This window comes from Halalkalicoccus sp. CG83 (assembly GCF_037081715.1).
GTDB classification, from domain to species: Archaea; Halobacteriota; Halobacteria; order Halobacteriales; family Halalkalicoccaceae; genus Halalkalicoccus; species Halalkalicoccus ordinarius.
This window is the reverse complement of record NZ_JAZDDH010000001.1, coordinates 2,230,331-2,253,257: the sequence shown is the minus strand read 5'-3', so window position 1 is coordinate 2,253,257 and position 22,927 is coordinate 2,230,331. Positions and strand designations below refer to the sequence as shown.

Below are 22,927 nucleotides of genomic sequence, written 5' to 3'. Positions count from 1 at the left end.
CGCGACACCGGGTCATTACGTTTCTGGCAGAACTGCTCGACTCGGGTTCTCCCTCGACGGTCCCGACGGCGAGACGGCCGTCTCCTGGGACGGGATACGGGCCGACGAGCGACGCCACGTGGCCGGCCGCTGGGACGGCCGGGAGCGCCTCACGCTCGCGGTCGACGGCCGATCGGTCGACGACGCCCGCTTCGACGGGTCGATCGAATTGGGACCGAGTGGGCCGGCTGGACGCTGTTGAAGGGACGGTACCTCTTCGAAAGCGGGTACGACGGGATCGTCGAGGACGTTCGGCTCTCCGATCGGCCGCTCTCGGCGGCGGAGCTACGACTCCGCTCCGAGTGACGACGAACGCCGACGTCGAGGGACCTCGTTGTGGACCTCCGTCCCGAATTACATTCAAATAATATAGACTAAAATATAAAGCTTTGTTGCCGAAGCATACAAGTGGCGTTTCCCCGGAGTAGCGGGTATGAACGTCGGATTCATCGGGGCCGGGAAGATGGCCAGTACGTTGATGCAGAAGGTCGACGAGAGCGACCACGCGACGATCACCGGCGTCTGCGACGTCGACGAGGAGGCCGCCCGGAGGGCCGCCGACCCGCGCGGGGCGTCGGCGTACACGGATCACGCAACGCTCTACGAGGCGGAGCCGCTGGATGCGGTGTTCGTCGCCATCCCGCCGTTCGCGTACGACGACCAGGTGACGCTCGCCGCCGAGCGCGGGATCGACGTCTTCGTCGAGAAACCGGTCGCGTTGGAGTGCGGACGGGGCCGAGAGACGCTGGCAGCGATCGAGAGCGCCGGGATCGTCACCGGCACGGGCTACGTCTTTCGTTACGACGCGATCACGGAGCGAGCCATCGAACTGCTCGCCGACCGCGAAATCAGCATGCTCGTCGGGCGCTACTGGAGCGGACTGCTCGCGAGTTCGTGGGGAAGCACGCTCGAGCTCTCCGGCGGCGAGATCGTCACTCGAACGACCCACCTGTACGACCTGGTTCGGTATCTCGGCGGCGACGTCGACCGCGTCACGGCCGCGAGCACCGATCGCCCCGGTACGCCGGAGATCGACTACCCGGCCGCGACGACGGCCACGTTGACCCACGAGAACGGCATCGTCAGTACGGTCTCCTCGGCGGTGACGTCGCCGAAGTGGACGGCCGAACTCGACGTCGTCGGTGACGACGTTCACCTGCTGCTGGACTACACGACCCAGGAGCTCTCCGGCACGATCGACGACGAGGGGATCGACCTCGACCTCTCGACCGATCGGTACGGCCGCGAGGTCGAGAACTTCCTCGAGGCCGTCGACCGAAACGATCCCGGTCACGTCCGTTCCGATTACGCGGACGCGATCCGGACGCTGTCGCTCAACTGGACCGTCATCGACGCGGCCGAGTCGGGGGCGGTCGCGACCGTCGGCGAGACCCCCCGTTCGTGAGCTGGCGGATCGACGTTGGGAACGCACGGCGCTCTCGTCCGTAAACGAGCCCCGAGACGAACCCGGTGCTGGCGGTCCCACGGTCGGCGACTCAGATCGTCTCGGTTCGCCAGAAGTAGTACTCCAGCGGGAGAACGGTCCGCATGAACGGTCGTGAGCGTCTGACCGGCCAGCACGCATCGGGCGAACCGAAGAGAAGCCGGGTCATCGTCGATCGATCCAGCGTCACGTCCGGCTCTCGAGTCGTCCGTTCGACGCGAACGCCGGCGTCATCGTAGCGTATCGTCGCCGCCTCCGTCGTGGACGACTCGTCGATCGCGAGCGTCACCGACCCGGAGACGGTACCGAAGTCGTCGACCACCGTCGACCACCGATCCGCGAGCAACGGTTCGTACGCCTTGAGGGTCCCGGGGAGGTCGAGGACGTTGAGCTTTCGATGGGGGAGGGTCTCCCAGCCGGTCGCCACGTCACAGAACAGCGAGACGAGCGGATGGTGGGGATGGGCGTACACCTCTAGTTCGGTGGCCGACTCGAGAACGGCTGCCAGCAGCGTCGCTACCCCCTCCCGCGAACCGCCGAACTCGACCACCGAGGCGGGATCCGTTCCGCGGTAGGAGAGATACGCCGGCCGGTCGCCGTCGGCGATGAGCGTCTCGAGGTCCTGCTGATCGAACAGCCGTTCGTACCGCCGGCGGTCGCGGACCACGCGGTAGCGTTCGCGCTCGTGAATCTCCGTTATCGGTTCGAGATCCGGCGGACCTCGATACCGACGAACCGTCGCAGTCCCGACGGGTTCCACGCCGAACGAGCGGTCCGTGATCCGGTATCGGTCCTCTCGACCGGCGTTCTCCCAACCGAACCGCCCGTAGCCGAGACGATCGCCCTCGAGCTCCACGAGGGGGACGTCCCGGGAATCAAGGCGGTCGAGCCAGAACTCGAGCAGTCGTTTCATGTACCCGCTGGCGCGGTGGTCGGGATCCGTCGCGACGCCGGCGATACCCGGACACTTTACGGTCGCGCCACCGGCCCGAAGCGTGGCCGGAACGCAGGCGACGTGGCTCACCACCGCGCCGTCGCGTTTGACGATCGCGTGTCGATCGGGCCGTGTCTCGTCGAAGCAGTGGGGCATGCGCCGCTCCAGGCCGCCACGGTCGAAACCGAAACAGCGCTCCGTGAGCGTCATGGTCTCGCGGAACTCCTCCGACCGAGCCAGTCGCGGACCGTCGATCGCTGAACTCACGCCGGTGGTACTCACCGGGATCACAACACCGTTTCGGCCCCTCGGCCGCGTTCGGACCGATCCCGCGGCGCGGACGGCCGGCGACCGTCACCACTGACTCGGAAACTCGACCGTTTCGCGCGTACGTCGTTCGCTCGCGCCTTCGTGCGGCCCGGCTGATATCCTGGCCCCGTTCCAGACCGCTCTACCCGACCCCTCTCCTCGAACGTCACGCACCCCCACGACTCGATCGGAACCCGACCGCTCCGCCGAGTACGCCCGCCGTTAGTTACGAACGCCGGTCGAATCCACGGGTCGGAAGGACTGATCGACGGTGCGGCGGCCCGCGACGGTCCCGGGTCGGACGGTTACGAGTGTACGTCTGTAATGAGCGAGTTCCTCGTCGTCGGTATTCGACGCCACTGGCGGGAGACGTAACCGAACGGTCGTTCGGGTTTGAGCGTTCGAAACGCCGTAGGCGTCGGTTCACTGGTTGCGTCGCAGTACCGCCAGAACGGCGTAGGTCGTCGCCGAGACGAAGACGACGGTCGAACCGTAGATGCCGAACATTCCCGCGACGGCACCCTCCGCCAGAAGGGCCCCGGCGCCGATCAGGGCGACGCCGAGCAACACACCCAGCAGCGGTGTCGAGTCTCGTACGGTCTCCATCCGCTGTACGACTCTGGACGAGGTCCCATGTGTTTCGTCGGTTGTCTCCATTGACATCGGAATTCACCCGACGTTGGCGTGACGAACGTATAAACTTTCACCTATTTAACTATAGAATATAGTCGAGCGAGCGGCCCGTTTGACCGCCCCAACGGCGCCACACCGGACCACGAGCGTCCTACGATGTTCGAATCGAGGGAGGCCGTGGTGTCGAACGGGAGACGATCGGCTCCCTCTCGTGATCCGGGTCCGATCACCTTCCCCTACGGGTGTGAAGAGGAACGTGGATCACGCGGTGTGCACCGCCGGACCGATTCAGTTCGGGAGGTCCTCGCTGTCGTCGACGGTCTTGGAGTGGCGGGCCCGCAGCCGAGGGTTGAACACCTTATCGAGTCCCTGCGACAGCAGGACCAGCGCGAACGAGAGGAGGACGAGCGCCGCCATCGGTGGGTAGAGCCAGTGTGCGGCCCGCGCCGGGTTCGAGAGGGCGCCGCCGGTCGCGTACGCGTCGTTCATCATCACGCCCCAGTTCACCTCCGAGTACGGCAGGAACCCGAGGAAATACAGCGCGACGGACGCGAAGATCACGCCTCGGGCGGCCTGTGCGGAGTTGATGAGTATGTAGGGCATGAGCGGCGGGATGATGTCCTTCTGCAGGATCGACGGGGTCGAGACGCCCATCGAGCGGGCCGCCTCGACGTACGACTCCTCGCGGAGCGTCAGCACCTGTGATCGGATCGTTCGCGCCAGCCCGGGCCAGCTGTCGATGGCGAGGATCACTCCGACCTCGAAGGGGTCACTGGGCTGGTAGATCGCGGCCAGTACGACGACCAGCGGGAGACCCGGAATCACCATCAGGATGTCGGAGATCAGCATCAGGACGTAGTCGGTGGCTCCGCCCTTGTACCCCGCGACCGTCCCGACGACGACCGCGACGCCGGCAGCGAAGATCGCACCGGCAAGGCCCATCTTGAGCACCGCGGGCGTCGCGTGGACGAGCTGTTTGTGGATCGGACGACCCATGTTGTCGGTGCCCAGCGGGTACTCCATCGACTGGAACCAGGTCATGTAGGTCTCCGCCTCGTTGATCGACGCCTGGGGGACGACCTGGACGCCGACGGTCCCCACGAGGACGAAGAGTCCCAGGACGATGATGCCGAATCGGGTTCGCCAGTCGGTCCAGGCGATGCGAGCCTGCGTCAGGAAGTATCGGTCGATCGTTCGGGAGTAGCGTTCCCAGCCCGACGCCGGAGACGCCGTCGACTCCGACATCCCCGTCAGGAAGTCGGGGGTCGACCCGCCGTCAGTCCGTTTCTCGTTGGTGTCGTTCATGGTTCTCTTTCCCTCAGTATGACTCCTGGTCGCCGGTTCCGGCCCGCGGATCGATCATTCCGTACGTCATGTCGGCGATCAGCACACCGAGGATGGTGATCGTCGAGAAGAAGACGAGCAGTCCCATCAGGAGGGGATAGTCCCGTTGGGAGAGCGCCTCGAACGTGTACCATCCGATTCCGGGATAGGTGTAGATCTGCTCCATGATGATCGAACTGCTGAAGATGGCCGCGATGCCGATCATGAAGCTCGTATAGAGGGGAAGGATCGCGTTTCGACCCACGTATCGGATCGCGATGCGGTTGTCGCTCAGACCACGGAGCCGGGCGACGCGGAGGTAGTTCTCGCCCATGATACGGATACAGTTCCCCCGCATGGCCAGCGCGGACCCGCCGAACCCGACGATGATCCCCGACGCGATCGGAAGCGCCGAGTGGTGGAGCACGCTCAGCATGAACGGGAGGTTGAAGCCGGGCGTCGTCGTGGGATCGAACCGACCGCGCGTCGGGAACCACTCCAGCTGGAAGCCGAGAAACGAGAGCATCAGAATCGCTCCGACGTAGTAGGGAACCGAGTTCAGGAGGGTCGCGCCGATCGAGGCGACGTTGTCGAAGTACGACCCCTCCTTGTAGGCCATGAGCGCTCCCAACAGGATGTTGGCGGTGAAGCCGATGAGCAGTCCGTAGACGCTCACGAAGATCGACCACGGCATCGCTCGAAAGAGGATGTCGAACACCGGCTCGTTCCGCCAGATCGAGACGCCGAAGTCCTGGTAGACGATGACGTTCACCATGTACTCGTAGTAGGCGACGTGGATCGGCTGGTTCGGGTCGACGTTCGTCCGCAGTTCGATGAGGCGGTCGATCTGGTCGACGTTGACGTTCTGTCCCTGCTGGACGGCGTCCTGTATCATCTGGTTGCGCATGATCTCGATCGGCCCGCCCGGCATGAGACGATACAACGCGAACGTTATGGTCACGACGCAGAACAGCGTGATGATCGCCTGCCCTATTCGTTTCACATAGTAGTTCATGAGGTGAAGATTGCGTTAATTACTATAAGTCTTCGGCTGATTATTAGTGCGTGGTGACGACTCGGACCGCCCGTCGAACGCGCCGTCTCCTCGCCTCGCCCGAACGCTTATGCGGCTGTCCTCGGTCTGCTCCCGCACGATGGGAACCTCCTTCAGGCAGGCACTCGGCGAGGAGATCTGTGCCCACAAACCCCAGTTGGTCCTCGGCGTCGCGGTGACGGTCGTTCTGCTCGTCCTCTCGTTCGTCTCGCTCCTGGTCGTCGGTCCCTCGAGTCCGACGTACGTCATCGTGGTGTTGAACATCGTGACCCTAAGCTGTGTCGTGGGCGTCTTCTCGGCGGCGATCGTCCTCTGCAGTCGGCGGGGTCACTGACCCACGATACGCTTCGACGGCGCTTCGAACGACGATCCGGGAACCGGACTCATTCCGGCAACGGCTCGCTATTCCAGTACTCGTGGTCCCGCTCCGCTCGGAAACACGCCACCTTCGAGTCCTCTCGATCGGCCGACCGTAGCCGCGGGGTCGTTCCCGTACACACCTCCCGAGCCTTCGGACACCGGGTGTGGAACCGACAGCCGCTCGGAGGGTTCTTCGGGTCCGGGATGTCGATTTTCCGCATCGGAACCTCCATGGTTGCCTCCCTCGCGGCGTCCGGATCCATCACCGGCGTGGCCCAGCGGAGCACCTTCGTGTAGGGATGTCTCGGGTTCCGGATGATCTCCTCGGCGGTGCCGATCTCCACCAGCTTTCCGAGGTACATGATTCCGATGCGCCCCCCGACCTTCCCCGCGAAGTAGTACGCGTTCGCGAGGTCGTGAGAGATGAAGAGGTACGACGTGTCGAACGCCCGCTGCAGGTCGTGCATCAGGTCCATCATCTCGATGCGCAGGGAGACGTCCAGTGCGCCGAAACGGTGTGGAGACGAGCGCCCGACCCGGCAGTGCAATCCGGGGAGAGGGTCAGCAGCCCGAGCAGTGACCGCTCGCCGCCCGGAACCCTCGTCGTGGACGGAAGCGATAGCCGCTGGGATCCACCCAGTCGCGGACAGTGAGAAGCGCATCGGATCGTCGAACGTCGATGGAACGTCACGAAACGCCGCCGACGAGCGTCCCTCAGAACGCCCCGTCGCGGACGTGGAACTTCGTCGGTTTTCCGATCGTGGTGCCTCCCCGTTCGACCCACGACGCCACGAGGTCGACGACCCGTTCTGCCGGCACCTTCGGCTCCCCGAAGAGCTCGTGACAGCGGCCGGCGTCGTTGAGCAGCGCCGTCTCCGCCGGTTCGTCCTTGAACGTCACGTCACGGTCGAACGCCTCGGCGAACCGCTCGGCGAGACGACGCACCGAGAGGACGTCTGCTCCCGTCATGTTCAGTATCTCCGCCGGCGAGTCCGCCAGCTCCAGCGACCGGAAGCAGATCGAGTTGGCGTCGCCCTGCCAGATCACGTTGACGTGTCCCATCTCGAGCGGAACCGGCTCCTCGGCGTAGACCCGCTTCGCGAGGTCGATCAGGACCCCGTAGCGTAGCTCGACGGCGTAGTTCAGCCGCAGCAGACACGAGGGCGTCCCGTTCTCCTTCGCGAAGTGCTGGAGGACGCGTTCGCGCCCCAGACACGACTGTGCGTACTCGCCGACCGGCCCCGTCGGATCGGTCTCGGTGGATCCCGCCGAATCGACGGGGACCGGCGGGTAGACGTTGCCGGTCGACAATGCGACGATCCGCGAGTCGTCGAACCGGCTGGCCACCCGTCCCGGGAGGTAGGAGTTGATCGCCCACGTCCTCGGCTCCTGGCCGGTGGTTCCGAACTTCATGCCGACCATGTAGATCACGTTCTCGCACTCGGGCAGGGCGGCGAGTGCGTCGTCGTCCATGAGGTCCGCCCGTATCGTCTCGGCTCCCGCAGATCGGAGGTCGGCCTCCACCGAGGAGTCGGAGTATCGCGAGACCGCGTACACCGTCGTGTCGGCGTCCGCCTCCCGAACCGCGCGCAGGACCCGCTTGCACAGCGTCGGCCCCATCTTCCCGGCGGCACCCAGGATCATGACGTCTCCGTCGAGCTGCCGGGCGAACTCGACGTCCTCCGGGTACGGATCCGAGAGCGCGTCCTCCAGTTGCTCCTCGGTCGAGATCGGTTCCGTGCGGATGTCTTTATATTTCATATGTTTCGGTCGAGTATTCAACCCGGATCGGGAGTACAGTGAGATCCGACATAAGGCTGTTGCCCCCTCGAGGACTCGGCGAGACGGAAGCCGTACCGGGCGCGTGACCGACCTCGGAGCGAGAACAGGGGACGGTTCGAGTACCGCCGGAGCTCCACCGTCCTTCCGAGCCGACGGCCATCGAGCCATCGGAGGGCGTGGAGTCCCCGCGTCGTTGTTATCAGCGGAGTGTCTAGTGACCGAAAGAGCGTTAACGCCCGGGGGATTCCCGAGTGCCAATGCGAACCGTGCGATTTACCGATCAGACGGGGTACGTCCGGCGTGGCGAGTGGACCGATAACGGCATCGTCGTGAACGACGCGACGTACGACCCCGCGAGCGTGGACGTCCTCCCGCCGTGTGAACCGACGAAGATCGTCTGTCAGGCGGGCGGCTACATGGACCACCGCGAGGAGTCCGGTCTCGACGACAGACCCGAGCGCCCGGAGCTGTTCCTGAAGACGCCGAACTGCGTCGTCGCCCACGGCGACGCCATCGAACTGCCGCCAGGGAGGGAACGCGTCGAGTTCGAGGCGGAGTTCGGCATCGTCATCGGCGAGCAGTGTCGGGCGGTGTCCGAGGAGGACGCGATGGACGTCGTCGCCGGCTACACGTGCGTCAACGATATCTCGAACCGTGACGACCAGGAGCAGGAGCGCAACTGGGTCCGTGGAAAGGCCTTCGACGCCTCACTGCCGATGGGACCGGTCGTCGCGACGCCCGACGAGGTTCCCGAGGACGCGACCCTCTCCCTCAGACTGAACGGCGAGACGAGACAGGAGACCACCCGCGAGCACATGATCTTCTCGGTCCCCGAACTGGTCGCCGACGTGACGGAGCTGATCACGCTCGAGCCCGGCGACGTCGTCGCCACCGGCACGCCGTTCGGTCCCGACGAGCTCGGCGAGGGCGACGTCGTGGAGGTCGAGTTCGAGGGCGTTGGCGTCCTCGAGAACCGTGTGACGACCCGATGACGGCGAGCCGAGAGACGATCTACGACGAACTCGGCGTCCCCTCGGTGATCAACGCGACCGGCACCAAGACCCGGATCGGCGGCACGCTCATCCGCGAGGAGGCCCTCGAGGCGATGAACCGCGCCGCGGAGGCGTTCGTCCGCCTCTCGGACCTGCAGGCGGCGGCCTCAGAGCGTATCGCCGAAGTGACCGGCGCCGAGGCGGGCTACGTCACCAACGGCGCGAGCTCCGCGCTCGTGCTCGGGACGGCCGCGTGCATCGCCGGCGACGACCTCGAGGTCATGGCGCGACTGCCCGACACCGACGGGATCCCCAGCGAGGTGGTCATGCCGCGAACCCACCGAAACGGCTACGATCACGCGATTCGGGTCGCCGGCGCCGAGATCGTCGACGTGGGCGGGAACGACCACCACCTCGGTACCGGCTCGGAGAACACGGAACCGTGGGAGCTCGAGGCGGCGATTACCGAGGAGACGGTCGCCGTCGCCTACATGGAGAAACCCTTCACGCGGCCACCGCTGTCGGCGGTCGTCGAGATCGCCCACGCACACGACGTGCCGGTGATCGTCGACGCCGCCGCCGAGTTACCGCCGACGGAGAACCTCTCGCGCTTCGTCGAGCAGGGCGCGGATCTCGTCGCGTTCAGCGGCGGGAAGGCCATTCGGGGTCCGCAGTCCTCGGGCATCCTCGCGGGGCGCGAGGAGCTGATCCGATCCGTCGCGCGCCAGCACCTCGACATGCACGCTTCCGAGCCGGTGTACGACCCGCCGGAGTCGCTCGTCGCCATCGACGAACTGCCCGGCGTCCCCCGACAGGGCCTCGGTCGGTCGATGAAGATCGGCAAGGAGGAACTGGTGGGTCTCATCGCCGCGCTCGACGCGTTCGCCGAACAGGACGACGAGGCCGTCCTCGCGGAGTGGCACGACCGCGCCGAGCGGATCGCCGCCGCCCTCGAGACCGTCGACGGCCTGGAGGTCGAGCTAGCGAACGCGGGGAAGACCGACGCCGTCTCGACGGTCGTCGTGGGGGTCGACGAGGAGCGATCGGCGATCGATACCGTCGAACTCGTCTCGAACCTCCGCCGGGAGAGCCCGCGCGTGTTCGTGGGTGCCGACGACGTCCACCGGTCGTGCTTCACGATCAACCCGCGCTGTCTCCTCGACGAGCAGGTCGAGTACGTGGTCGAACGCATCGCCGCACACGTCGATCCGGAGTAGGCGAATCGAGGACTAGAACGAGAACAGGTCGTCGGCGAGCGCCGGCGTGAGCTCACCGCCGTACTCCGAGATCTCGAACGCCTCGGCGTACTCGATCGCGTGACCGCGGTCCTTGCCGTAGCGGTCGACCAGCCGATCGCGGAACCGGTCGGCCGTGCTTCGCATCTCCTCGAGCCCCGAGATCGGGTCCGTCGCCAGCCAGTCGCGTCGCTCCTCGGGATCGTCGGGAACCGCGTCGAGTTCGCCCTCGGTGTACGGTAGCCACTCGTACATCTGGGACTCGTGGCAGTCGAGCATGTCGTACTTCCGCTCGACCATCGCCTCGCCGATCGGAACGAGCACGTCGGGCGTGAACGGGTAGGGCCGCTCGAACGCGTCGGAGAGGTAGGCGAAGACTGGGTTCGACTCGAGCGCCGGCACGTCGGGACGGACGGCCGGAACGGTGACCATGTACGCCGCGTCGCGAACGAGCCGCGACGTGTAGCGGTGATCGGGGTGGTAGTCGTTCGTCCGGTGGGTGAGGACGACGTCGGGGTCGTACTCGCGGATCAGCCGGATGACCCGTTCGCGGTTTTCGAGCGTCGGTTCGAGACGTCCATCAGGGGTATCGAGGATCCGATACTCGATGCCGGCCACCTCGGCGGCGGCCGCCGCCTCCCGCCGCCGCCGGTCGACGAGTTCCGGGCCGTATCGTTCGTGGTGTCCTCCGCGTCCATCGGTCATCGAGACGAACCGGACGTCGTGTCCGGCGTCGGCACACGAGCAGGCGAGTCCGCCGGCCCGGATGTCGGGATCGTCAGGGTGTGCGCCGATGACCAGCAGCCGACGAGACATAGGTGCCGGACTACGACGGACGATGAAAGTCTTCCGACCGACGGGATCGAAGCGGGCTTCGAGGGCCCGGTCGGAGAACGGAATGAAGGCCCGTCAGGCGAAGAGGTCGGCCAGCCACCCGAGATGCGTCTCGCTCGCCAGCGAGTGGTGGTAGAGGGCGATCGTCCCGTCGGTGGTCGAACGGACCGCGCTGACGAGCTCCTCCAACCGTTCGCGCCGATCGACGACGGCGGGATCGAGCGTGAGCCCGGCGTCGACCGGGAGATCGACGGCACGCTCGAGCGCCGTGAGCCGCTCGCGAACGAGGTCCGGATCGGAGACGTAACAGAGGCCGGTCACTCGGTCGAGGTGCGACTCGAGCGCGTCGGTCCGCACGCCCGATAGCGAGAGTTTCGGCGGCGTCGATCCGTACGCCTCCTCGACGTAGTAGTTGAGCGGCGTCGACCCCGAGGCGTCGGCGAGCCGTTCGAGCAGCCGTTCGACGACGGCCGCCCTGAAGTCGAGGAGCTCACTCACTAGCGGTTCGGTCTCGCGGAGTTCGTCGGGCGAGGGCGTCGAAGCCGTCGGGTCCGCGAACGACCGCCGGAGGAGCTCTCGGACGCGTCTCCGCGCCCGCTCGAACTCGACCGGATGGGACTCCGAGGCCGCTCGACAGCCGCCACAGAAACACTGCGAGAGCAGAAGCGTCTCGGTATCGGTCGTCGCTACCTGGCGTTTGTCGTGACCGAACGCCGAACCGTGGCCGTGAAGGACGCTCGGAAACCCGACCGACTCGAGGTGGATCTCGTCGACGTTTCGCTCGTGGATCGAACCGACGACGGCGGCGAAGTAGTCCCGCACCTCGGGACGGGAGGGACAGAGCGAGTGGTCGTGCGCGTCGCCGAACGCGCTCTCGATGCGGTAATCGGGGTTGGTCGCTCCGAGTCGCGTGTTGTGCAGACAGACCGTCCACGCGTTGACGGCCAGTCCGTGATCGCGAGCGCCGTCGACGATCGCCGCCAGCGGATCGTCCCACGAGCCGACGCGGTTCGTCGACGGCACGATAGGGATCCCGTCGAACGCATCATCGGGCTCGAAGTAACAGCCGCCGCCGTACGCGCGAAACAGGTCGTCGGGAGACCGGGGCTGCATCGATCGGACGGAGTGGTAGTGGCTAGCCACGTTCAGCCCGTCGATCCCGCAGTCGACGATCCGCTCGCAGGCGTCGTCGATCCCCTCGTTGTGTAGCGTCCACGGATACGTCCACAGCGTCGGCATGTTCCGTCCGATCGACGAGCGGCGCCATAAGTCTCGTCGGCCTGCACACCGACGATCCGCACGTTCGGTCGCGTCTCGGCGAGCGCCGCCGCGACCCCGTCGATCAGCCCGCCGCCGATCGGTACGACGACCGCGTCCACGTCCGGGACGTCCTCCACGAGTTCGAGCCCCAGCGTTCTCTGACCGGCGACGATCGGATGGGTCTCGTCCTCCTGGGTACCGTCCGAATCCACCGAACGTGGGCGAAGGACCGATCGCGGAAGCGGACACGCTCGCCGAGGGTCAGGCCAGGAGGCAGACGCTCCGAGGAAGCGCGACGAACGAGACCGCGGAGCGGCCAGCAGAGCTATGAGTCGCCCTGTGGAACCGACCGTCGATCGAGATGCTCGACGTACGGCCACTGACCGCGGACGACCTCGACGCTGCACGAGGCCTGTCGACCCAGGCCGGCTGGAATCAGATAGCAGCCGATTGGAAGCGGTTTCTGCGGCTGTCCCCGACGGGCTGTTTCGCCGGCGTCGTCGACGACGAGGTGGTCGCGACGACGGCCGTGATCACGTACGGCACCGACGTCAGCTGGATCGGCATGGTGCTCGTCGATGAACGCCACCGGGGTCAGGGGTACGGGAGTCGGATCTTCGAGCGCGGCCTGGAGTACGCCGAACGGAAGGGAGGCAGCGTCATCGGTCTCGACGCGACCCACCTCGGAGAGCCGATCTACCGGAACTACGGCTTCGAACCCGTCGAGCCCGTGTCTCGGTGGCAGGGCACGCTTCGTCGAGCCGAGCGTCCGGCCGAGGATCGAGCCGGCCCGGAGCGAATCGAGCGGATCTCGGCGGAGGACGTCGACCCCGTCCGTGGCTTCGATCGCGAACGGGTGGGTGTGGATCGGAGCGTGCTGCTCCGGGAACTGCTCGAGGAACCCGACGTCTACGGGTACGTCGCACGCGAATCGACGGCGATCACGGGCTATGCGGTCGTTCGTCCGGGCCGAACCGACCGGCAGATCGGCCCGGTCGTGGCCGGGCGAGCGGAGACCGTCGACTCCCTGCTTCGTGCCGTCGGGGCGGACTTCGACGGGGAGGACGTCATCGTCGACGCACCGGACCGGACCGTCGTCTCCGACTCGCTCGAGAGGGTCGGACTCACACGGGATCGGGAGTTAGTCCGTATGACCTATCCACGGCCCGAATCGGCACTCAGTACTGACGCCGTCTACGCGCTTCTCGACTTCGCGTTCGGCTGATTTGCCGTTGCGGACACCGAGCGAGTGCAACGAGAAACGTGTCGATATCGCTGTCTCCATATTGAAATCCCCCGGGTGGGTGACCAGCAGTTAATGGATGCCCGTTTTCGTACTTGGTCGGATGCGCACCGAGCGGGAACGAGGTACGACCGCAGACGGAGCAAGGTATGGCGGGATGACGATCCACGAGGTCACTCCTGTGGAAGAAACAACTATAGAGCCTGGTGTGCTATGGTCACACATGGCCACTGAACAACAGCCCCGATCCCGGTGTCTGACCTGCGGGTTCCAGGCCGATTCAGGTGGAGACGAGTGGCTTTCGGTTGACGTGCCGAAGCTGGGCCAGCTAACCCAATGCCCCGAATGCGAGAGCACTGACATCGTTACAGGGGTATCGATTCGATAGGAGTAGTCGGTGCATCGGACGGCACGACGGGTTTAGCTTTTCGGTAACCACTCCTCGGAGAGTGCAGCCGCCTCCTCACGGGTTTCCGAACCACGCTCGTATCCGTTGGAGGTGATTCTCCATTCATTCCGTTATACCAGATGTTGTACCATCTACGCATCAATTCACACGAAATTCGCTCCGTTCAATTCTGATCGTGACAGCCACCTGATTTGACGGTTTCCGGTATCAGATATTCAGTCCTACTAGCCAGCGCTCGTTCCCGACGAAAAGGATCCACCGTCTACGGTCGAAATCAGACCGCCTCGATTCATCAGAAGCTCGTACTGCCGAGAAATATAACACCCATCGAAGAGGTCAGGAAAGGCGTACTGAAGAGGTAGCGCGTATTCAGTAGCACCAATACCCACTCACAAAGAAGTGGTGATCGGTTGGTACAGAGAAAAGGACACAAGGGCATTACCATGGTATATTATACCATAACTATATCTATGATTGGGTTGACAATACATGCGTGGTGGGGGAGAAGCAGCGACTGGGACTCGCTGAGCGGGTTCTCCTACACATCGCAATGAAGACCGGTCTCAGTGACCGAATCGCTTCTCCCTTGAAAAGGGACTAAGCACGGAGCGAAAGTTTAGAAGACAATGACAGAAGACGATCCATTAGGAAAGCGATCTGAGAATCGTATCGAGACCCTATACGGCGTAAGTCGCCGCACCATCATGAAGGCGGCCGGCGTAGTTGCCCTGGGTGGCGGAGCGCTAACCGGGACCGCAGCCGCCGCCCAACATGAAGACGACGATGACGACGTCGACATCGATGACGAGTACGGAGACGTGGAGGACGAAGAACCCGAGGTTGACGAACCCGATGGCTTCGAGGTTGACGTGATTGCCCCACATGCACCGTTTCCCGATGAGCTGGCGGCGACGTTTGACCTCACGTTTGCCGACGATAGTGATGAGTGTCCCATCGTCGTCGAATTGGACGATGCGTCAACCGTTATCGTCGCCGAGGTGACCTGGACGGAGGGTGGAACGTCTGGTTGGCACCGGCACCCAGGGGTCGTCATCGTCAACGTGGTCGAGGGTGAAATCGAGGTCACGTGGGAACATGATTGTGTCCCTCGTACCTACTCGGCGGGCGAGTCGTTCTTCGATCCTGGAGAGATCCACATCGCAGACAGTGACGACGGAGCGGTGGCCTATGCGACCTTCTTAGGTATCCCCGATGGGGAACCCGCAACGGAGTGGGTCGAGCCGGTCGACTGTTGACGGTTCGACTCCCTTATTATTCGTGCTGCTTGAGTAGCCTCGAACGCGAGCGGTAGGCAGTGGTCATCGCTGCAGACGTCCTCTATTCAACACGCGGTTCCTGACAGGGGGTAGATCACAGTTCGTAGCGTTACTTCCCTCTACAGCGAACACATCAACCCCATACGATTTGGTTCGAGGGCTGGACGACACGGGAAGCGCAGCAAGAGAAGGTCGCGACATCGATTGGATGACAGTTGTCACGAAGAGAGGGAAACCCTTGCAGAAAATTCGTATTTCTACGAGCTAAAACGCCAATCTATCGCTCTTGTAGGAGTGAACCCTCTATGAAAAACAGGCCGTATAACGTGGCTATCGCTATGCCGTCTACGGGATGGCGGAGAACGCGCGAAGCGCATGGACTCGCCGGGGCTACGTCAATACGAGTGCCTGCCGAGGCTACGGTAGAACGTTCACCGTGCTGCAGTGGAGTGGAGTTCGCCATTGTCTACGCTCCCTCGATAAAGTCGCGACGAATCTGCATCTTCTCGCGCTCGGTACGCTCATCGTAGTGTAGATCAAGAACATCCTTCGAGACGTTCGCGCGATCTGAAACCACCTCTTGAGGCGTTCCCTCGCGCAGATGGTTCGTAATGGATCCGCGCCGGATCCCATGCGGCGATCGCGAGGATGGGCACCCGGCTCGCTTCCCGTGCGTTCGTACCTCGCAAGTGTCGGGATCGCGGTCGTGGGGACACTCGCCCATCTCGCATGGTTGGGTGACCCGGTAGACCGTCTCGCGGATCGCGCCCTCGCGCAGATGGTTCGTAATGGATCCGCGCCGGATCCCATGCGGCGATCGCGAGGATGGGCACCCGGCTCGCTTCCCGTGCGTTCGTACCTCGCAAGTGTCGGGATCGCGGTCGTGGGGACACTCGCCCATCTCGCATGGTTGGGTGACCCGGTAGACCGTCTCGCGGATCGCGCCCTCGCTCAGCCGTCCCTGCGAGCTGCTGATGAGCGGTCGCCGTCCGTGCTCATCAGTCACCTTCTCTCTGCTGTGGTCGAGGTAGTCCTCGATCACGTCGCAGTAGTGCGGCCCGACAGCAATCGACCGTTCGGCCGCCTGCTTGTTCTTGAGGGGCGTCCCCGTCTCCGGCCGGTGCCGGAGGTCAAGACACATTGCGTCCGGATCGAAGTCTCCAACATCGAATGCGCGGAGACTCCCTAATCGGATACCCGTGTGCCAGAGGATCGCGACGAGGACGTGATCCCGACTCGCATAGGCAAACCGATCGAGGTGGCCAAGAATCGTCTCGGCACGATCGGTCGCGAGGTGTTCATCGCGGGCTTCGTCTATCGGATCAATCTCAGGGAGATGCACCCGCTCGCGCAGCCCCGGTTCGACGGCGTCGATCGCCGCGCAGAATTCGAGGAACACGCGGAGCGTCTGCAACTCGCCGCGGAGCGTGACAGTCTTGATGTCCTCGTTGCGCCACACTCGAAACCGATGGAGATCGCGTCCGGTAAGCGGATTCAGGTTGTCTATCTCGTGCTTGTCGCAGAACTCAAGAAACTGCGAGAGGCGATACCGGTGGTTCTGCAGCGACTTCTCAGTGAGTTCGGGGTCGCGTTCGGCCAGATACCACTCCACTGCCTCGGCAGGCGCCGTGGGTTCGAGGCCGTCGTTCATAGCACCCCGTCGGTAGCGTGTCCGCGCATTAGGGAAAGTACTTCGCCGATCGTCGGTACTCATGCAATCAAGTCACCTCCGACGACCTGGATTGCGGTTGACCGGGCGCAGGGAGTAAGAGTATTCAACCACGGGAGTCTACATCCCAGTAGAAGGCCTACTCCAGCGCCTTCGTCCGTGCGATTCACTTTGACCGCGATAGGAGCGAAGTCCTGCCAGACTCGTGCGCTCCCGCGGTCATTTGTCCAATTATTTTTCAGTGACATCATTGTCTATCAGATTATATGCCTCAATCTTGCCGGCCGGAATACTCCTCAAGCAGTGCGTTGATTGCTGCCTCGTAGTGTGGGTGACCTTCTGCATCCCGGTAGTCTGCGAGTCGGTCCCGCGTGTCGGGCGTAACTGGCCCGATCGTCGTGCCGGCAATGGGCATACTCCTTCCTATGAGGTCGGTAAATATATATCCCCTGGGTTCGCTATAGCGAACATGCCTGACGAGAACGGAGAGATACCATTTCGAACTTTTGGTGAAGCATACCATGACTCACCCGCATCAGTACTTACGCCAGCACAACGGGAGTATTTTTTCGGGGAGCGTGACCTCACCGGCAGTAGTGAACGTGCCTTGCTCAGACGAATCCGCCATCGGATCAGGGCGGCGTCTTGGGACTTCTTGTTGCTGGTCCATACGTTCCCCCACAAAGAGATGGAGAAAATCCGAACCGATGACGAAGATCGAGTAGAGCCATTACACTCCTTAGCTGGATTTTTATATGCTGCACAACCCGAGAATCCACTCATCGCTTCAGATCTTGTAAAGGATGGTCCAGGCACTGAAGCCGAGTCTCCCGACCGACGTGCTCAGCGGCTGCAAGGGACTATCTCTCGTGGTATAGAACAAGCAATATCAAGTCGCGAGGGTGTAGAAGCAGATGTTGACGTGTCCATTACCGTAGACCGGGGGGAAGACCTCGAATCACTTGCAGAAGGCGATTTGAGCCGTCTTTCTCGTGATCAACTCGACCTCCTGCTTCACTCCGGAACTATTAGTAAGAAAGAATATGGTGATGCCAATGCCCGGCGGCTTGAACGAACCTTCGAATAATCAATGAGAGCCGGCCAGGATACGCCAAATAGAGGATATAGAACAAGAGAACGTAGACATTCTATTGAAATTCCTATAAGTAGAATCCGTGTTCAGGAGTGCGCTTAGTCGGCGCGCCTACTGGTGCCCCTCTGTGCGCGCCGCATGAGGGAGGGATCCTGTTTTAGACCCAGCAGGTTTTATCGAGAAACGGGGTCAAACCGATGTTACTTGTCGATATCGTCCATTAACTCCCCCCAAATTCGTCGAAAGACAGATGGTTCTCCCGAGATTAGAAACAAACACTTCAGACACCATGCCAGCACCTGAAGGTAATGACTTTGCGAAGGGGAATGCAGGTGGTGGAGCGCCGTCTGAGAACCAGAATGCGATGAAACACGGCCTGTATAGCCAGCCCGATAATCTCCTTGAGTACCTCGAACGCGAGGAGCCCGAGAACTACCAGTGGGTCCAAGCGAAGTTCGAGAGCTATCTTGAGGACGCCCCATTCGAAGATGGGACCGCCAAGGCCAACAAACTCCTTGAAATCTGCGTCTCGGAATACGCCGTGTGGCGAGCGCGAGGGATCCAAGTCCGTAATGGGATTGTGAAGAAAACTCACACTAAGAGCAGCGACGGTGAACTCATTGAGATTGAGGTAGAACGACCTGAGAATCAGCCTGTCAACAGAATCGACCGACAGATCATGAGTGAACTGAACAATTTGGATGTTTTCGATAAATCAGATAACGTCTAAGTTGATGCTAACAAGCATCAGGACATGAATGCTGAAGAGTCTTCTAATACTATTTTGCAGTGGAAACTGAATCAGATCGTATGATCTTTTCTATTAATACGGAGACTCATATTGATCGTTGTATATTGTACTATCGATCAGTGCATCGTACATTAATGATGGCCTCAGGAACGTGAGGTCCCCCATCGGCATGGACGTACCACCACTCCGGAATCATCTCATTCCCGGCTTGGGGATTCGGATCGAAACACCATTTCGGAAACGTCGGAAGATCCCGCAAGAACTCTAACACTTTATTTGGCCACGTCGCGTTCTCTCCCTGCTCGTGATCCTTAATAATTAGATAGAGGATACCGGCGAAATCCATCGGCGGAGACGGAATACGCGGGAAATCCGGGTGTTCGCCCGCTATCTCGTTCGCATTCATAACCTCGTACTCCTCGCTGAGCATTCCTGGATCGATCGCTGTCGGATCATACTGCACGTGGAAAATCGGATGCCGTGCGTCCGGCTCTGCCTCGAAGTCGTAGTGCATTCCCTGTTTGATCTCAGCCCGGAACCGGCCATCGGCTTGCCGGTTGCCTTGCCTCCGGATATACGAGACCCGCGTGGTTGACTTCCCGATCTCATACCGGAGACCACCATCGTATTCTCGACCATGGATAAGTAGCTCCGGCTGGAAACAGACATCGCACAGGTCATCAGACCTGTCCCGCCGGTACTGCAGTTCACTGATCTTGAAATAACCCGGGATCTCGACTCGAACATCTCCGTCATCCAACATGACCTGGATATCGTCGGAGTTCCCCTCGGCTTTCACGCCTTGCGAACTCTGGAACATATCCCAGAACGACCCGTAGGCTTGCTTAATCTGATATAAGTCCTCACTCTCCAGATTGACGGGTTCTCTAGACATTGTAGGGTTAGCTCAGCGTCCAGGGTTCCAGTCTGGCAAGCTCATCCCGCGAAATTCGCGAACGGGTAGCACCCATCGGGATCCATCCTTCAGGATTCTTCGAATGCTCCTCGCACACTGGTTCTTCTTTGATTATACAGTAATACCGGGCGCCACCGTGGTTTTCCGATTCACCGTCGTGACAGATTGCCCGCCCGATTTCTGGCAACTTCAATCGCTCGAAGATGACCTGACCTAGCGGCATCTCCGTATCATCTTCAGTCATATGCAATGCCCGAATTTCGTCGATCTTCGGCGTCCACCACCACCGACCGAGCTCTGCAAACGGGCCGTTGTACAGGGCATCGTTGAACGGCTCTTGGTACTGCGGGTCTTCGCGTAATGCGTCGTGGTCGACATCCAAGTAAGCAGCCAGAGCGACCGAGTTGAGCAGGGCGCCCGGGAACTCGAGGAGTTCGTTGCGGATCCAGTACCCTAGATGGGTGGTCGACCGGCGGATGAGAGCGTCCTGGTCCATGTTCGGGCCACCGCCCATCAATGCACCGGGATTCCCCCATGAATACTGGTCCAGTTTTCCACGGACATTGCGTGGCGCATCCAGAATCTCCGGTATGGCTGGCCGGGACTCGTTTCCAAGCGCTTCGGCCAACGAGTGCCTAATCTGGTCAAATCCTTTGGCGATGTTCGCCGCGTCGCGAGCGACCTCCTCCGCACCCTTGCTGGGATTGATCTTGATCCGGTCCTCCTCGTATTCCTGTACCTGCAGTCTGTCCTCGGGCGTGGAGTTGATACGGTGGTAGATACAGAGTGGTAGATCGTGGTCTTCACAGAGCTGCCGTACGTGTTCCCGCCGGATTTGGTTATACGCCACTGTCAAATCATAGTCAAGGATGATGAGTAAAGGAAAATGTGGGTCTTTGACCCGATCTTCTAGTTCATGTAGGACTTCGTTCGATTCTATCGGCATATCATGGTTGAACCGTTCGAGCGTCAGTCCGTCCGGCAATGTCCTTTCGAGGGGTGCCCGGATCTCCTCGTAATTATCGTCTCGGTCTTCAAACACCAGGACCCGGTCGTCGAATGCTGTCATCGTGGTAACCTCACCTCGAACGCAGTTTCAAATCCGTTCGGTGGCTCAACCAAGGCGATTTCGCCGCCAGCGCGTTCAATTACCTGTTGCACGATGTATAGACCGAGCCCTGTGCCAACACTCGTCGGTCCTTCCACGTTAGTTGTTGAATACATTGGCTCGAAGATCCGGGTCCGTTCCTCTTCTGAGATGCCGACGCCGTTATCGATTACCCGAATCTTGTGCCAGTTACTAGTGTTCTCAGCTTCGAACCGTACATGACGACCATCGTCCCCGATTCCGTCCTCTACGACGGCTTTGATAGCGTTAGTATATAGGTTGATCAGAACGCCGGTGTAGAGCCCGACGTTCACTTCGGGCGTCTCCAGCCCGAACGGAATCGCGTTCTCTACCTCGATTCTGCGTTGATCGGTATACCGTTCGAAGTTCTCGATAATCTTGGTAACCTGCGGCTTTGGCTGGAACTGAGAGTCCTCGCCCTCCGAAATCTGCTGGAGGAACATCTTCGCATAGCGTAGATGGTTTTCGAAATCTTCGACCGCTTGCTCTGTCTGCTCGATCCGCTCCTGAAACTCGTCGCTCCGGTTCTCTGAGGGGACCTGCTTCCAACGATCCAGCATATCTCGGGCCGAATCCAGGATCAGGGTCGTCTCGTGACTCATGAACGCGGATACGACACCGAGCAGGTTCATCGACTCGACGGCTTCCCGTGCCTCTTTCTGGGCTTCGTGGGTCTCCTCCACCTGAGACTCGATGTCCTCAACCTGGTAGAGCAACTCCTCCCGCGCAGATTCCTCGATATCGTCGCTTTCCTGGACGTAATCCCTGGTCGAATCGATCACCGACTTCGTCTCGTCCTTTTTTTCCTTGGCTTTCTCCGTCTTCTGCTTTTGTTGTTCGAGCCGGTCGATTACCCCGAGGATTTCGAGGCTGCCCCGCGTGATGTCGACGAGTTGTTCGTAGGCGTCGTTCTCGACGAATCCCTGTCGGTCCATCGCCGGCATAAGCCGGTCTTTCAACATCGCGCTGGCAGCTTCCTGGGACCGGTAACTGGAGACTTGGACCGCGCCGAGAAGCTGGCTTTTTCGCGGCAGCTGCAGCATGGCCTGGCTTTCAGAGATTTCTCGGTCACCTTCCGGAAACAACGCCTTGGTGACAGGTGACTCCCAGTTCCGGGCGCGTCGGGCCTGCGACTGGGAGAGACCGAGCCAGTCGTTGCCTTGGTCTCCATACGGTGGCATACGAAAGTTGTTGTCGACGACGCGGACGCCGCCGTTATCTCTTAGCCAGCTACGGGCTTTTCGTCCGTCGGCGGTCCTCATCTCAGCTAATACGCCTTTCCGGTTTGGTATCCACCGGATTTCGCCGTCGATGTCGCCGACGAGATTCTCATCGAGTTCATATTTGTAGGTGCGGAACTCGCCATCCTTGTAGTCATACTCATAGGTTAGCGTGTTGTGGTCGATGCTGATCTCGATCTTGGCGACGTACCGGTCGTAAATCTCCTGTGCCACGCTGGTTCGCGGTGAGCCTTTGCCAGGCGGGGCGAAGTAGACGTTGAAGCCGGGGTCTTCATCGCCGCTTCCCTCAATTTCTGAGGGTGAGGATTCGTACGGGGCCGAGACGATGTCAAGTACCTTGTCCGAGACTTCTTTGAGTTCCTTGTCGGTCCAGTCGTCCTGTAGATCGGAGATCTGGAGGGTTGTTCCTTCCTCTTCTGCGGTTGCGTCGACCTCGATCCGGTAGCGGATTTCCATTTCCTGGAGTCCGGTCCCGCTTTCAAACTCTTCCCAATCGAAATTGGCGACGAGGCGGCGGTACTCGTCAGCGTCTTCGTCATAAGCGACGGTCCGGAGTTCGAGGAACAGTCCGAGATTCCGTACGGCGAACCGGCCGACACCTTTAGAACCCTGGACTTCTCGGCCGTATCGCCGTGATTCGGGGTTTCTATCCCGGTTCGAGGTGGCAATGGTCATCCAGAAGTCCTCGAATTCCGCCTCGGTCATTCCGTGGCCGTCGTCTTTGATAACGAGTTCGTTGTCATCGTTTTCGAGCCAGATGTTGCATCGTGTTGCGTCAGCATCGTAGGCGTTCTTGATAAGTTCGGCGAGGGCAACGTGGCGGGTGGCGATCAGACGTTCTCCCAGCTCTGACAGGAGTTGGCTGTCGCTGGAGAATCGCGTTTGCTCCTGCTTGATGATTTGCTGGGACTCAGACATGGTAGTTGCGTAGTCTACGATGGCCGTAGCTAATAAATATTGTAGTCGGCCGTTCGAGGGTAGACTCACCAGATAGCGAAGT

At 61.6% G+C, this 22,927-nt stretch carries 20 protein-coding genes and 1 pseudogene; 8 read left to right on the top strand and 13 right to left on the bottom strand.

Features of this window, described 5'->3' with window-relative positions:
* Positions 1-472 precede the first annotated feature (472 nt).
* Positions 473-1,444 (top strand): Gfo/Idh/MocA family protein, encoded by a 972-nt coding sequence (locus V0Z78_RS11715; RefSeq protein WP_336344815.1) that lies wholly within the window; start codon positions 473-475, stop codon positions 1,442-1,444.
* A 91-nt stretch (positions 1,445-1,535) separates the two neighbouring features.
* Here the strand turns inward: V0Z78_RS11715 and V0Z78_RS11710 are convergent, their stop codons facing one another.
* The 4 genes from V0Z78_RS11710 to V0Z78_RS11695 all read right to left on the bottom strand — a co-directional run bounded on the left by V0Z78_RS11710 (position 1,536) and on the right by V0Z78_RS11695 (position 5,697).
* Positions 1,536-2,684 (bottom strand): GNAT family N-acetyltransferase, encoded by a 1,149-nt coding sequence (locus tag V0Z78_RS11710; RefSeq protein ID WP_336344814.1) that lies wholly within the window; start codon positions 2,682-2,684, stop codon positions 1,536-1,538.
* 465 nt (positions 2,685-3,149) lie between these two features.
* Positions 3,150-3,332: a hypothetical protein gene (locus V0Z78_RS11705; protein WP_336344813.1), complete on the bottom strand. Its 183-nt coding sequence runs from the start codon at positions 3,330-3,332 to the stop codon at positions 3,150-3,152.
* 315 nt (positions 3,333-3,647) lie between these two features.
* Positions 3,648-4,664, bottom strand: coding sequence for an ABC transporter permease (locus V0Z78_RS11700; protein WP_336344812.1), 1,017 nt, complete (start codon positions 4,662-4,664; stop codon positions 3,648-3,650).
* A gap of 13 nt (positions 4,665-4,677) precedes the next feature.
* On the bottom strand, positions 4,678-5,697 hold the full coding sequence (locus V0Z78_RS11695) for an ABC transporter permease (protein ID WP_336344811.1): 1,020 nt from the start codon (positions 5,695-5,697) through the stop codon (positions 4,678-4,680).
* A 139-nt stretch (positions 5,698-5,836) separates the two neighbouring features.
* Between V0Z78_RS11695 and V0Z78_RS11690 the strand changes: the two genes are divergently transcribed.
* Positions 5,837-6,070: a hypothetical protein gene (locus tag V0Z78_RS11690; protein ID WP_336344810.1), complete on the top strand. Its 234-nt coding sequence runs from the start codon at positions 5,837-5,839 to the stop codon at positions 6,068-6,070.
* 49 nt (positions 6,071-6,119) lie between these two features.
* Here the strand turns inward: V0Z78_RS11690 and V0Z78_RS11685 are convergent, their stop codons facing one another.
* On the bottom strand, positions 6,120-6,758 hold the full coding sequence (locus V0Z78_RS11685) for an ABC transporter ATP-binding protein (RefSeq protein WP_336344809.1): 639 nt from the start codon (positions 6,756-6,758) through the stop codon (positions 6,120-6,122).
* 52 nt (positions 6,759-6,810) lie between these two features.
* The gene (locus V0Z78_RS11680; RefSeq protein ID WP_336344808.1) at positions 6,811-7,857 is read right to left on the bottom strand and encodes an NAD-dependent epimerase/dehydratase family protein; all 1,047 of its coding nucleotides are present in this window, start codon (positions 7,855-7,857) and stop codon (positions 6,811-6,813) included.
* Positions 7,858-8,135: 278 nt separating this feature from the next.
* Here V0Z78_RS11680 and V0Z78_RS11675 point away from each other — a divergent pair, with 278 nt between their 5' ends.
* Together V0Z78_RS11675 and V0Z78_RS11670 are read left to right on the top strand one after the other, a co-directional pair.
* On the top strand, positions 8,136-8,870 hold the full coding sequence (locus V0Z78_RS11675) for a fumarylacetoacetate hydrolase family protein (protein WP_336344807.1): 735 nt from the start codon (positions 8,136-8,138) through the stop codon (positions 8,868-8,870).
* Complete coding sequence (locus V0Z78_RS11670; RefSeq protein ID WP_336344806.1) at positions 8,867-10,087, top strand: aminotransferase class V-fold PLP-dependent enzyme; 1,221 nt, start codon at positions 8,867-8,869, stop codon at positions 10,085-10,087. The genes V0Z78_RS11675 and V0Z78_RS11670 overlap by 4 nt, the downstream gene beginning before the upstream one ends.
* Positions 10,088-10,099: 12 nt before the next feature.
* Here the strand turns inward: V0Z78_RS11670 and V0Z78_RS11665 are convergent, their stop codons facing one another.
* The 3 genes and pseudogenes from V0Z78_RS11665 to V0Z78_RS19055 form a co-directional block, all read right to left on the bottom strand.
* The gene (locus tag V0Z78_RS11665) at positions 10,100-10,921 is read right to left on the bottom strand and encodes a PIG-L deacetylase family protein (RefSeq protein WP_336344805.1); all 822 of its coding nucleotides are present in this window, start codon (positions 10,919-10,921) and stop codon (positions 10,100-10,102) included.
* A 93-nt stretch (positions 10,922-11,014) separates the two neighbouring features.
* Positions 11,015-12,178, bottom strand: coding sequence for a hypothetical protein (locus V0Z78_RS11660; protein WP_336344804.1), 1,164 nt, complete (start codon positions 12,176-12,178; stop codon positions 11,015-11,017).
* A 17-nt stretch (positions 12,179-12,195) separates the two neighbouring features.
* Positions 12,196-12,375 (bottom strand): annotated as a pseudogene (locus V0Z78_RS19055) (pyridoxal-phosphate dependent enzyme); the annotation flags it as partial.
* Between the two features lie 185 nt (positions 12,376-12,560).
* On the opposite strand from V0Z78_RS19055, the gene V0Z78_RS11650 reads away from it, so the two are divergent.
* Together V0Z78_RS11650 and V0Z78_RS11645 are read left to right on the top strand one after the other, a co-directional pair.
* Entirely contained in the window at positions 12,561-13,424 is an 864-nt protein-coding gene (locus V0Z78_RS11650; protein WP_336344802.1) for a GNAT family N-acetyltransferase, read from the top strand.
* 1,053 nt (positions 13,425-14,477) lie between these two features.
* Positions 14,478-15,107, top strand: coding sequence for a cupin domain-containing protein (locus tag V0Z78_RS11645; RefSeq protein WP_336344801.1), 630 nt, complete (start codon positions 14,478-14,480; stop codon positions 15,105-15,107).
* A gap of 487 nt (positions 15,108-15,594) precedes the next feature.
* Here V0Z78_RS11645 and V0Z78_RS11640 read toward each other — a convergent pair whose 3' ends face one another.
* Positions 15,595-16,779 carry a tyrosine-type recombinase/integrase gene (locus V0Z78_RS11640; RefSeq protein WP_336344800.1) on the bottom strand — a complete coding sequence of 395 codons (1,185 nt, stop codon included), beginning with the start codon at positions 16,777-16,779 and terminating at the stop codon, positions 15,595-15,597.
* Positions 16,780-17,266: 487 nt separating this feature from the next.
* On the opposite strand from V0Z78_RS11640, the gene V0Z78_RS11635 reads away from it, so the two are divergent.
* Together V0Z78_RS11635 and V0Z78_RS11630 are read left to right on the top strand one after the other, a co-directional pair.
* The gene (locus V0Z78_RS11635) at positions 17,267-17,884 is read left to right on the top strand and encodes a hypothetical protein (protein WP_336344799.1); all 618 of its coding nucleotides are present in this window, start codon (positions 17,267-17,269) and stop codon (positions 17,882-17,884) included.
* Between the two features lie 295 nt (positions 17,885-18,179).
* Positions 18,180-18,620 (top strand): hypothetical protein, encoded by a 441-nt coding sequence (locus V0Z78_RS11630; protein WP_336344798.1) that lies wholly within the window; start codon positions 18,180-18,182, stop codon positions 18,618-18,620.
* A 130-nt stretch (positions 18,621-18,750) separates the two neighbouring features.
* Here V0Z78_RS11630 and V0Z78_RS11625 read toward each other — a convergent pair whose 3' ends face one another.
* Genes V0Z78_RS11625 through V0Z78_RS11615 form a run of 3 tightly spaced genes read right to left on the bottom strand, consistent with a single transcriptional unit; the run spans position 18,751 to position 22,845 of the window.
* The gene (locus tag V0Z78_RS11625) at positions 18,751-19,536 is read right to left on the bottom strand and encodes a hypothetical protein (RefSeq protein ID WP_336344797.1); all 786 of its coding nucleotides are present in this window, start codon (positions 19,534-19,536) and stop codon (positions 18,751-18,753) included.
* A gap of 7 nt (positions 19,537-19,543) precedes the next feature.
* Positions 19,544-20,626 carry a hypothetical protein gene (locus V0Z78_RS11620; RefSeq protein ID WP_336344796.1) on the bottom strand — a complete coding sequence of 361 codons (1,083 nt, stop codon included), beginning with the start codon at positions 20,624-20,626 and terminating at the stop codon, positions 19,544-19,546.
* On the bottom strand, positions 20,623-22,845 hold the full coding sequence (locus tag V0Z78_RS11615; RefSeq protein ID WP_336344795.1) for a sensor histidine kinase: 2,223 nt from the start codon (positions 22,843-22,845) through the stop codon (positions 20,623-20,625). The genes V0Z78_RS11620 and V0Z78_RS11615 overlap by 4 nt, the downstream gene beginning before the upstream one ends.
* Positions 22,846-22,927 lie beyond the last annotated feature (82 nt).

Excerpts from the sequence above, each read along its gene's own strand:
- V0Z78_RS11630 (WP_336344798.1), top strand. The coding sequence starts at position 18,180 with ATGCCAGCACCTGAAGGTAATGACTTTGCGAAGGGGAATGCAGGTGGT.
- V0Z78_RS11625 (WP_336344797.1), bottom strand. The coding sequence starts at position 19,536 with ATGTCTAGAGAACCCGTCAATCTGGAGAGTGAGGACTTATATCAGATT.
- V0Z78_RS11620 (WP_336344796.1), bottom strand. The coding sequence starts at position 20,626 with ATGACAGCATTCGACGACCGGGTCCTGGTGTTTGAAGACCGAGACGAT.
- V0Z78_RS11635 (WP_336344799.1), top strand. The coding sequence starts at position 17,267 with ATGCCTGACGAGAACGGAGAGATACCATTTCGAACTTTTGGTGAAGCA.
- V0Z78_RS11640 (WP_336344800.1), bottom strand. The coding sequence starts at position 16,779 with ATGAACGACGGCCTCGAACCCACGGCGCCTGCCGAGGCAGTGGAGTGG.
- V0Z78_RS11675 (WP_336344807.1), top strand. The coding sequence starts at position 8,136 with ATGCGAACCGTGCGATTTACCGATCAGACGGGGTACGTCCGGCGTGGC.
- V0Z78_RS11615 (WP_336344795.1), bottom strand. The coding sequence starts at position 22,845 with ATGTCTGAGTCCCAGCAAATCATCAAGCAGGAGCAAACGCGATTCTCC.
- V0Z78_RS11685 (WP_336344809.1), bottom strand. The coding sequence starts at position 6,758 with ATGCGCTTCTCACTGTCCGCGACTGGGTGGATCCCAGCGGCTATCGCT.
- V0Z78_RS11660 (WP_336344804.1), bottom strand. The coding sequence starts at position 12,178 with ATGCCGACGCTGTGGACGTATCCGTGGACGCTACACAACGAGGGGATC.
- V0Z78_RS11665 (WP_336344805.1), bottom strand. The coding sequence starts at position 10,921 with ATGTCTCGTCGGCTGCTGGTCATCGGCGCACACCCTGACGATCCCGAC.
- V0Z78_RS11700 (WP_336344812.1), bottom strand. The coding sequence starts at position 4,664 with ATGAACGACACCAACGAGAAACGGACTGACGGCGGGTCGACCCCCGAC.
- V0Z78_RS11680 (WP_336344808.1), bottom strand. The coding sequence starts at position 7,857 with ATGAAATATAAAGACATCCGCACGGAACCGATCTCGACCGAGGAGCAA.
- V0Z78_RS11645 (WP_336344801.1), top strand. The coding sequence starts at position 14,478 with ATGACAGAAGACGATCCATTAGGAAAGCGATCTGAGAATCGTATCGAG.
- V0Z78_RS11715 (WP_336344815.1), top strand. The coding sequence starts at position 473 with ATGAACGTCGGATTCATCGGGGCCGGGAAGATGGCCAGTACGTTGATG.
- V0Z78_RS11650 (WP_336344802.1), top strand. The coding sequence starts at position 12,561 with ATGCTCGACGTACGGCCACTGACCGCGGACGACCTCGACGCTGCACGA.
- V0Z78_RS11670 (WP_336344806.1), top strand. The coding sequence starts at position 8,867 with ATGACGGCGAGCCGAGAGACGATCTACGACGAACTCGGCGTCCCCTCG.
- V0Z78_RS11690 (WP_336344810.1), top strand. The coding sequence starts at position 5,837 with ATGGGAACCTCCTTCAGGCAGGCACTCGGCGAGGAGATCTGTGCCCAC.
- V0Z78_RS11695 (WP_336344811.1), bottom strand. The coding sequence starts at position 5,697 with ATGAACTACTATGTGAAACGAATAGGGCAGGCGATCATCACGCTGTTC.
- V0Z78_RS11705 (WP_336344813.1), bottom strand. The coding sequence starts at position 3,332 with ATGGAGACCGTACGAGACTCGACACCGCTGCTGGGTGTGTTGCTCGGC.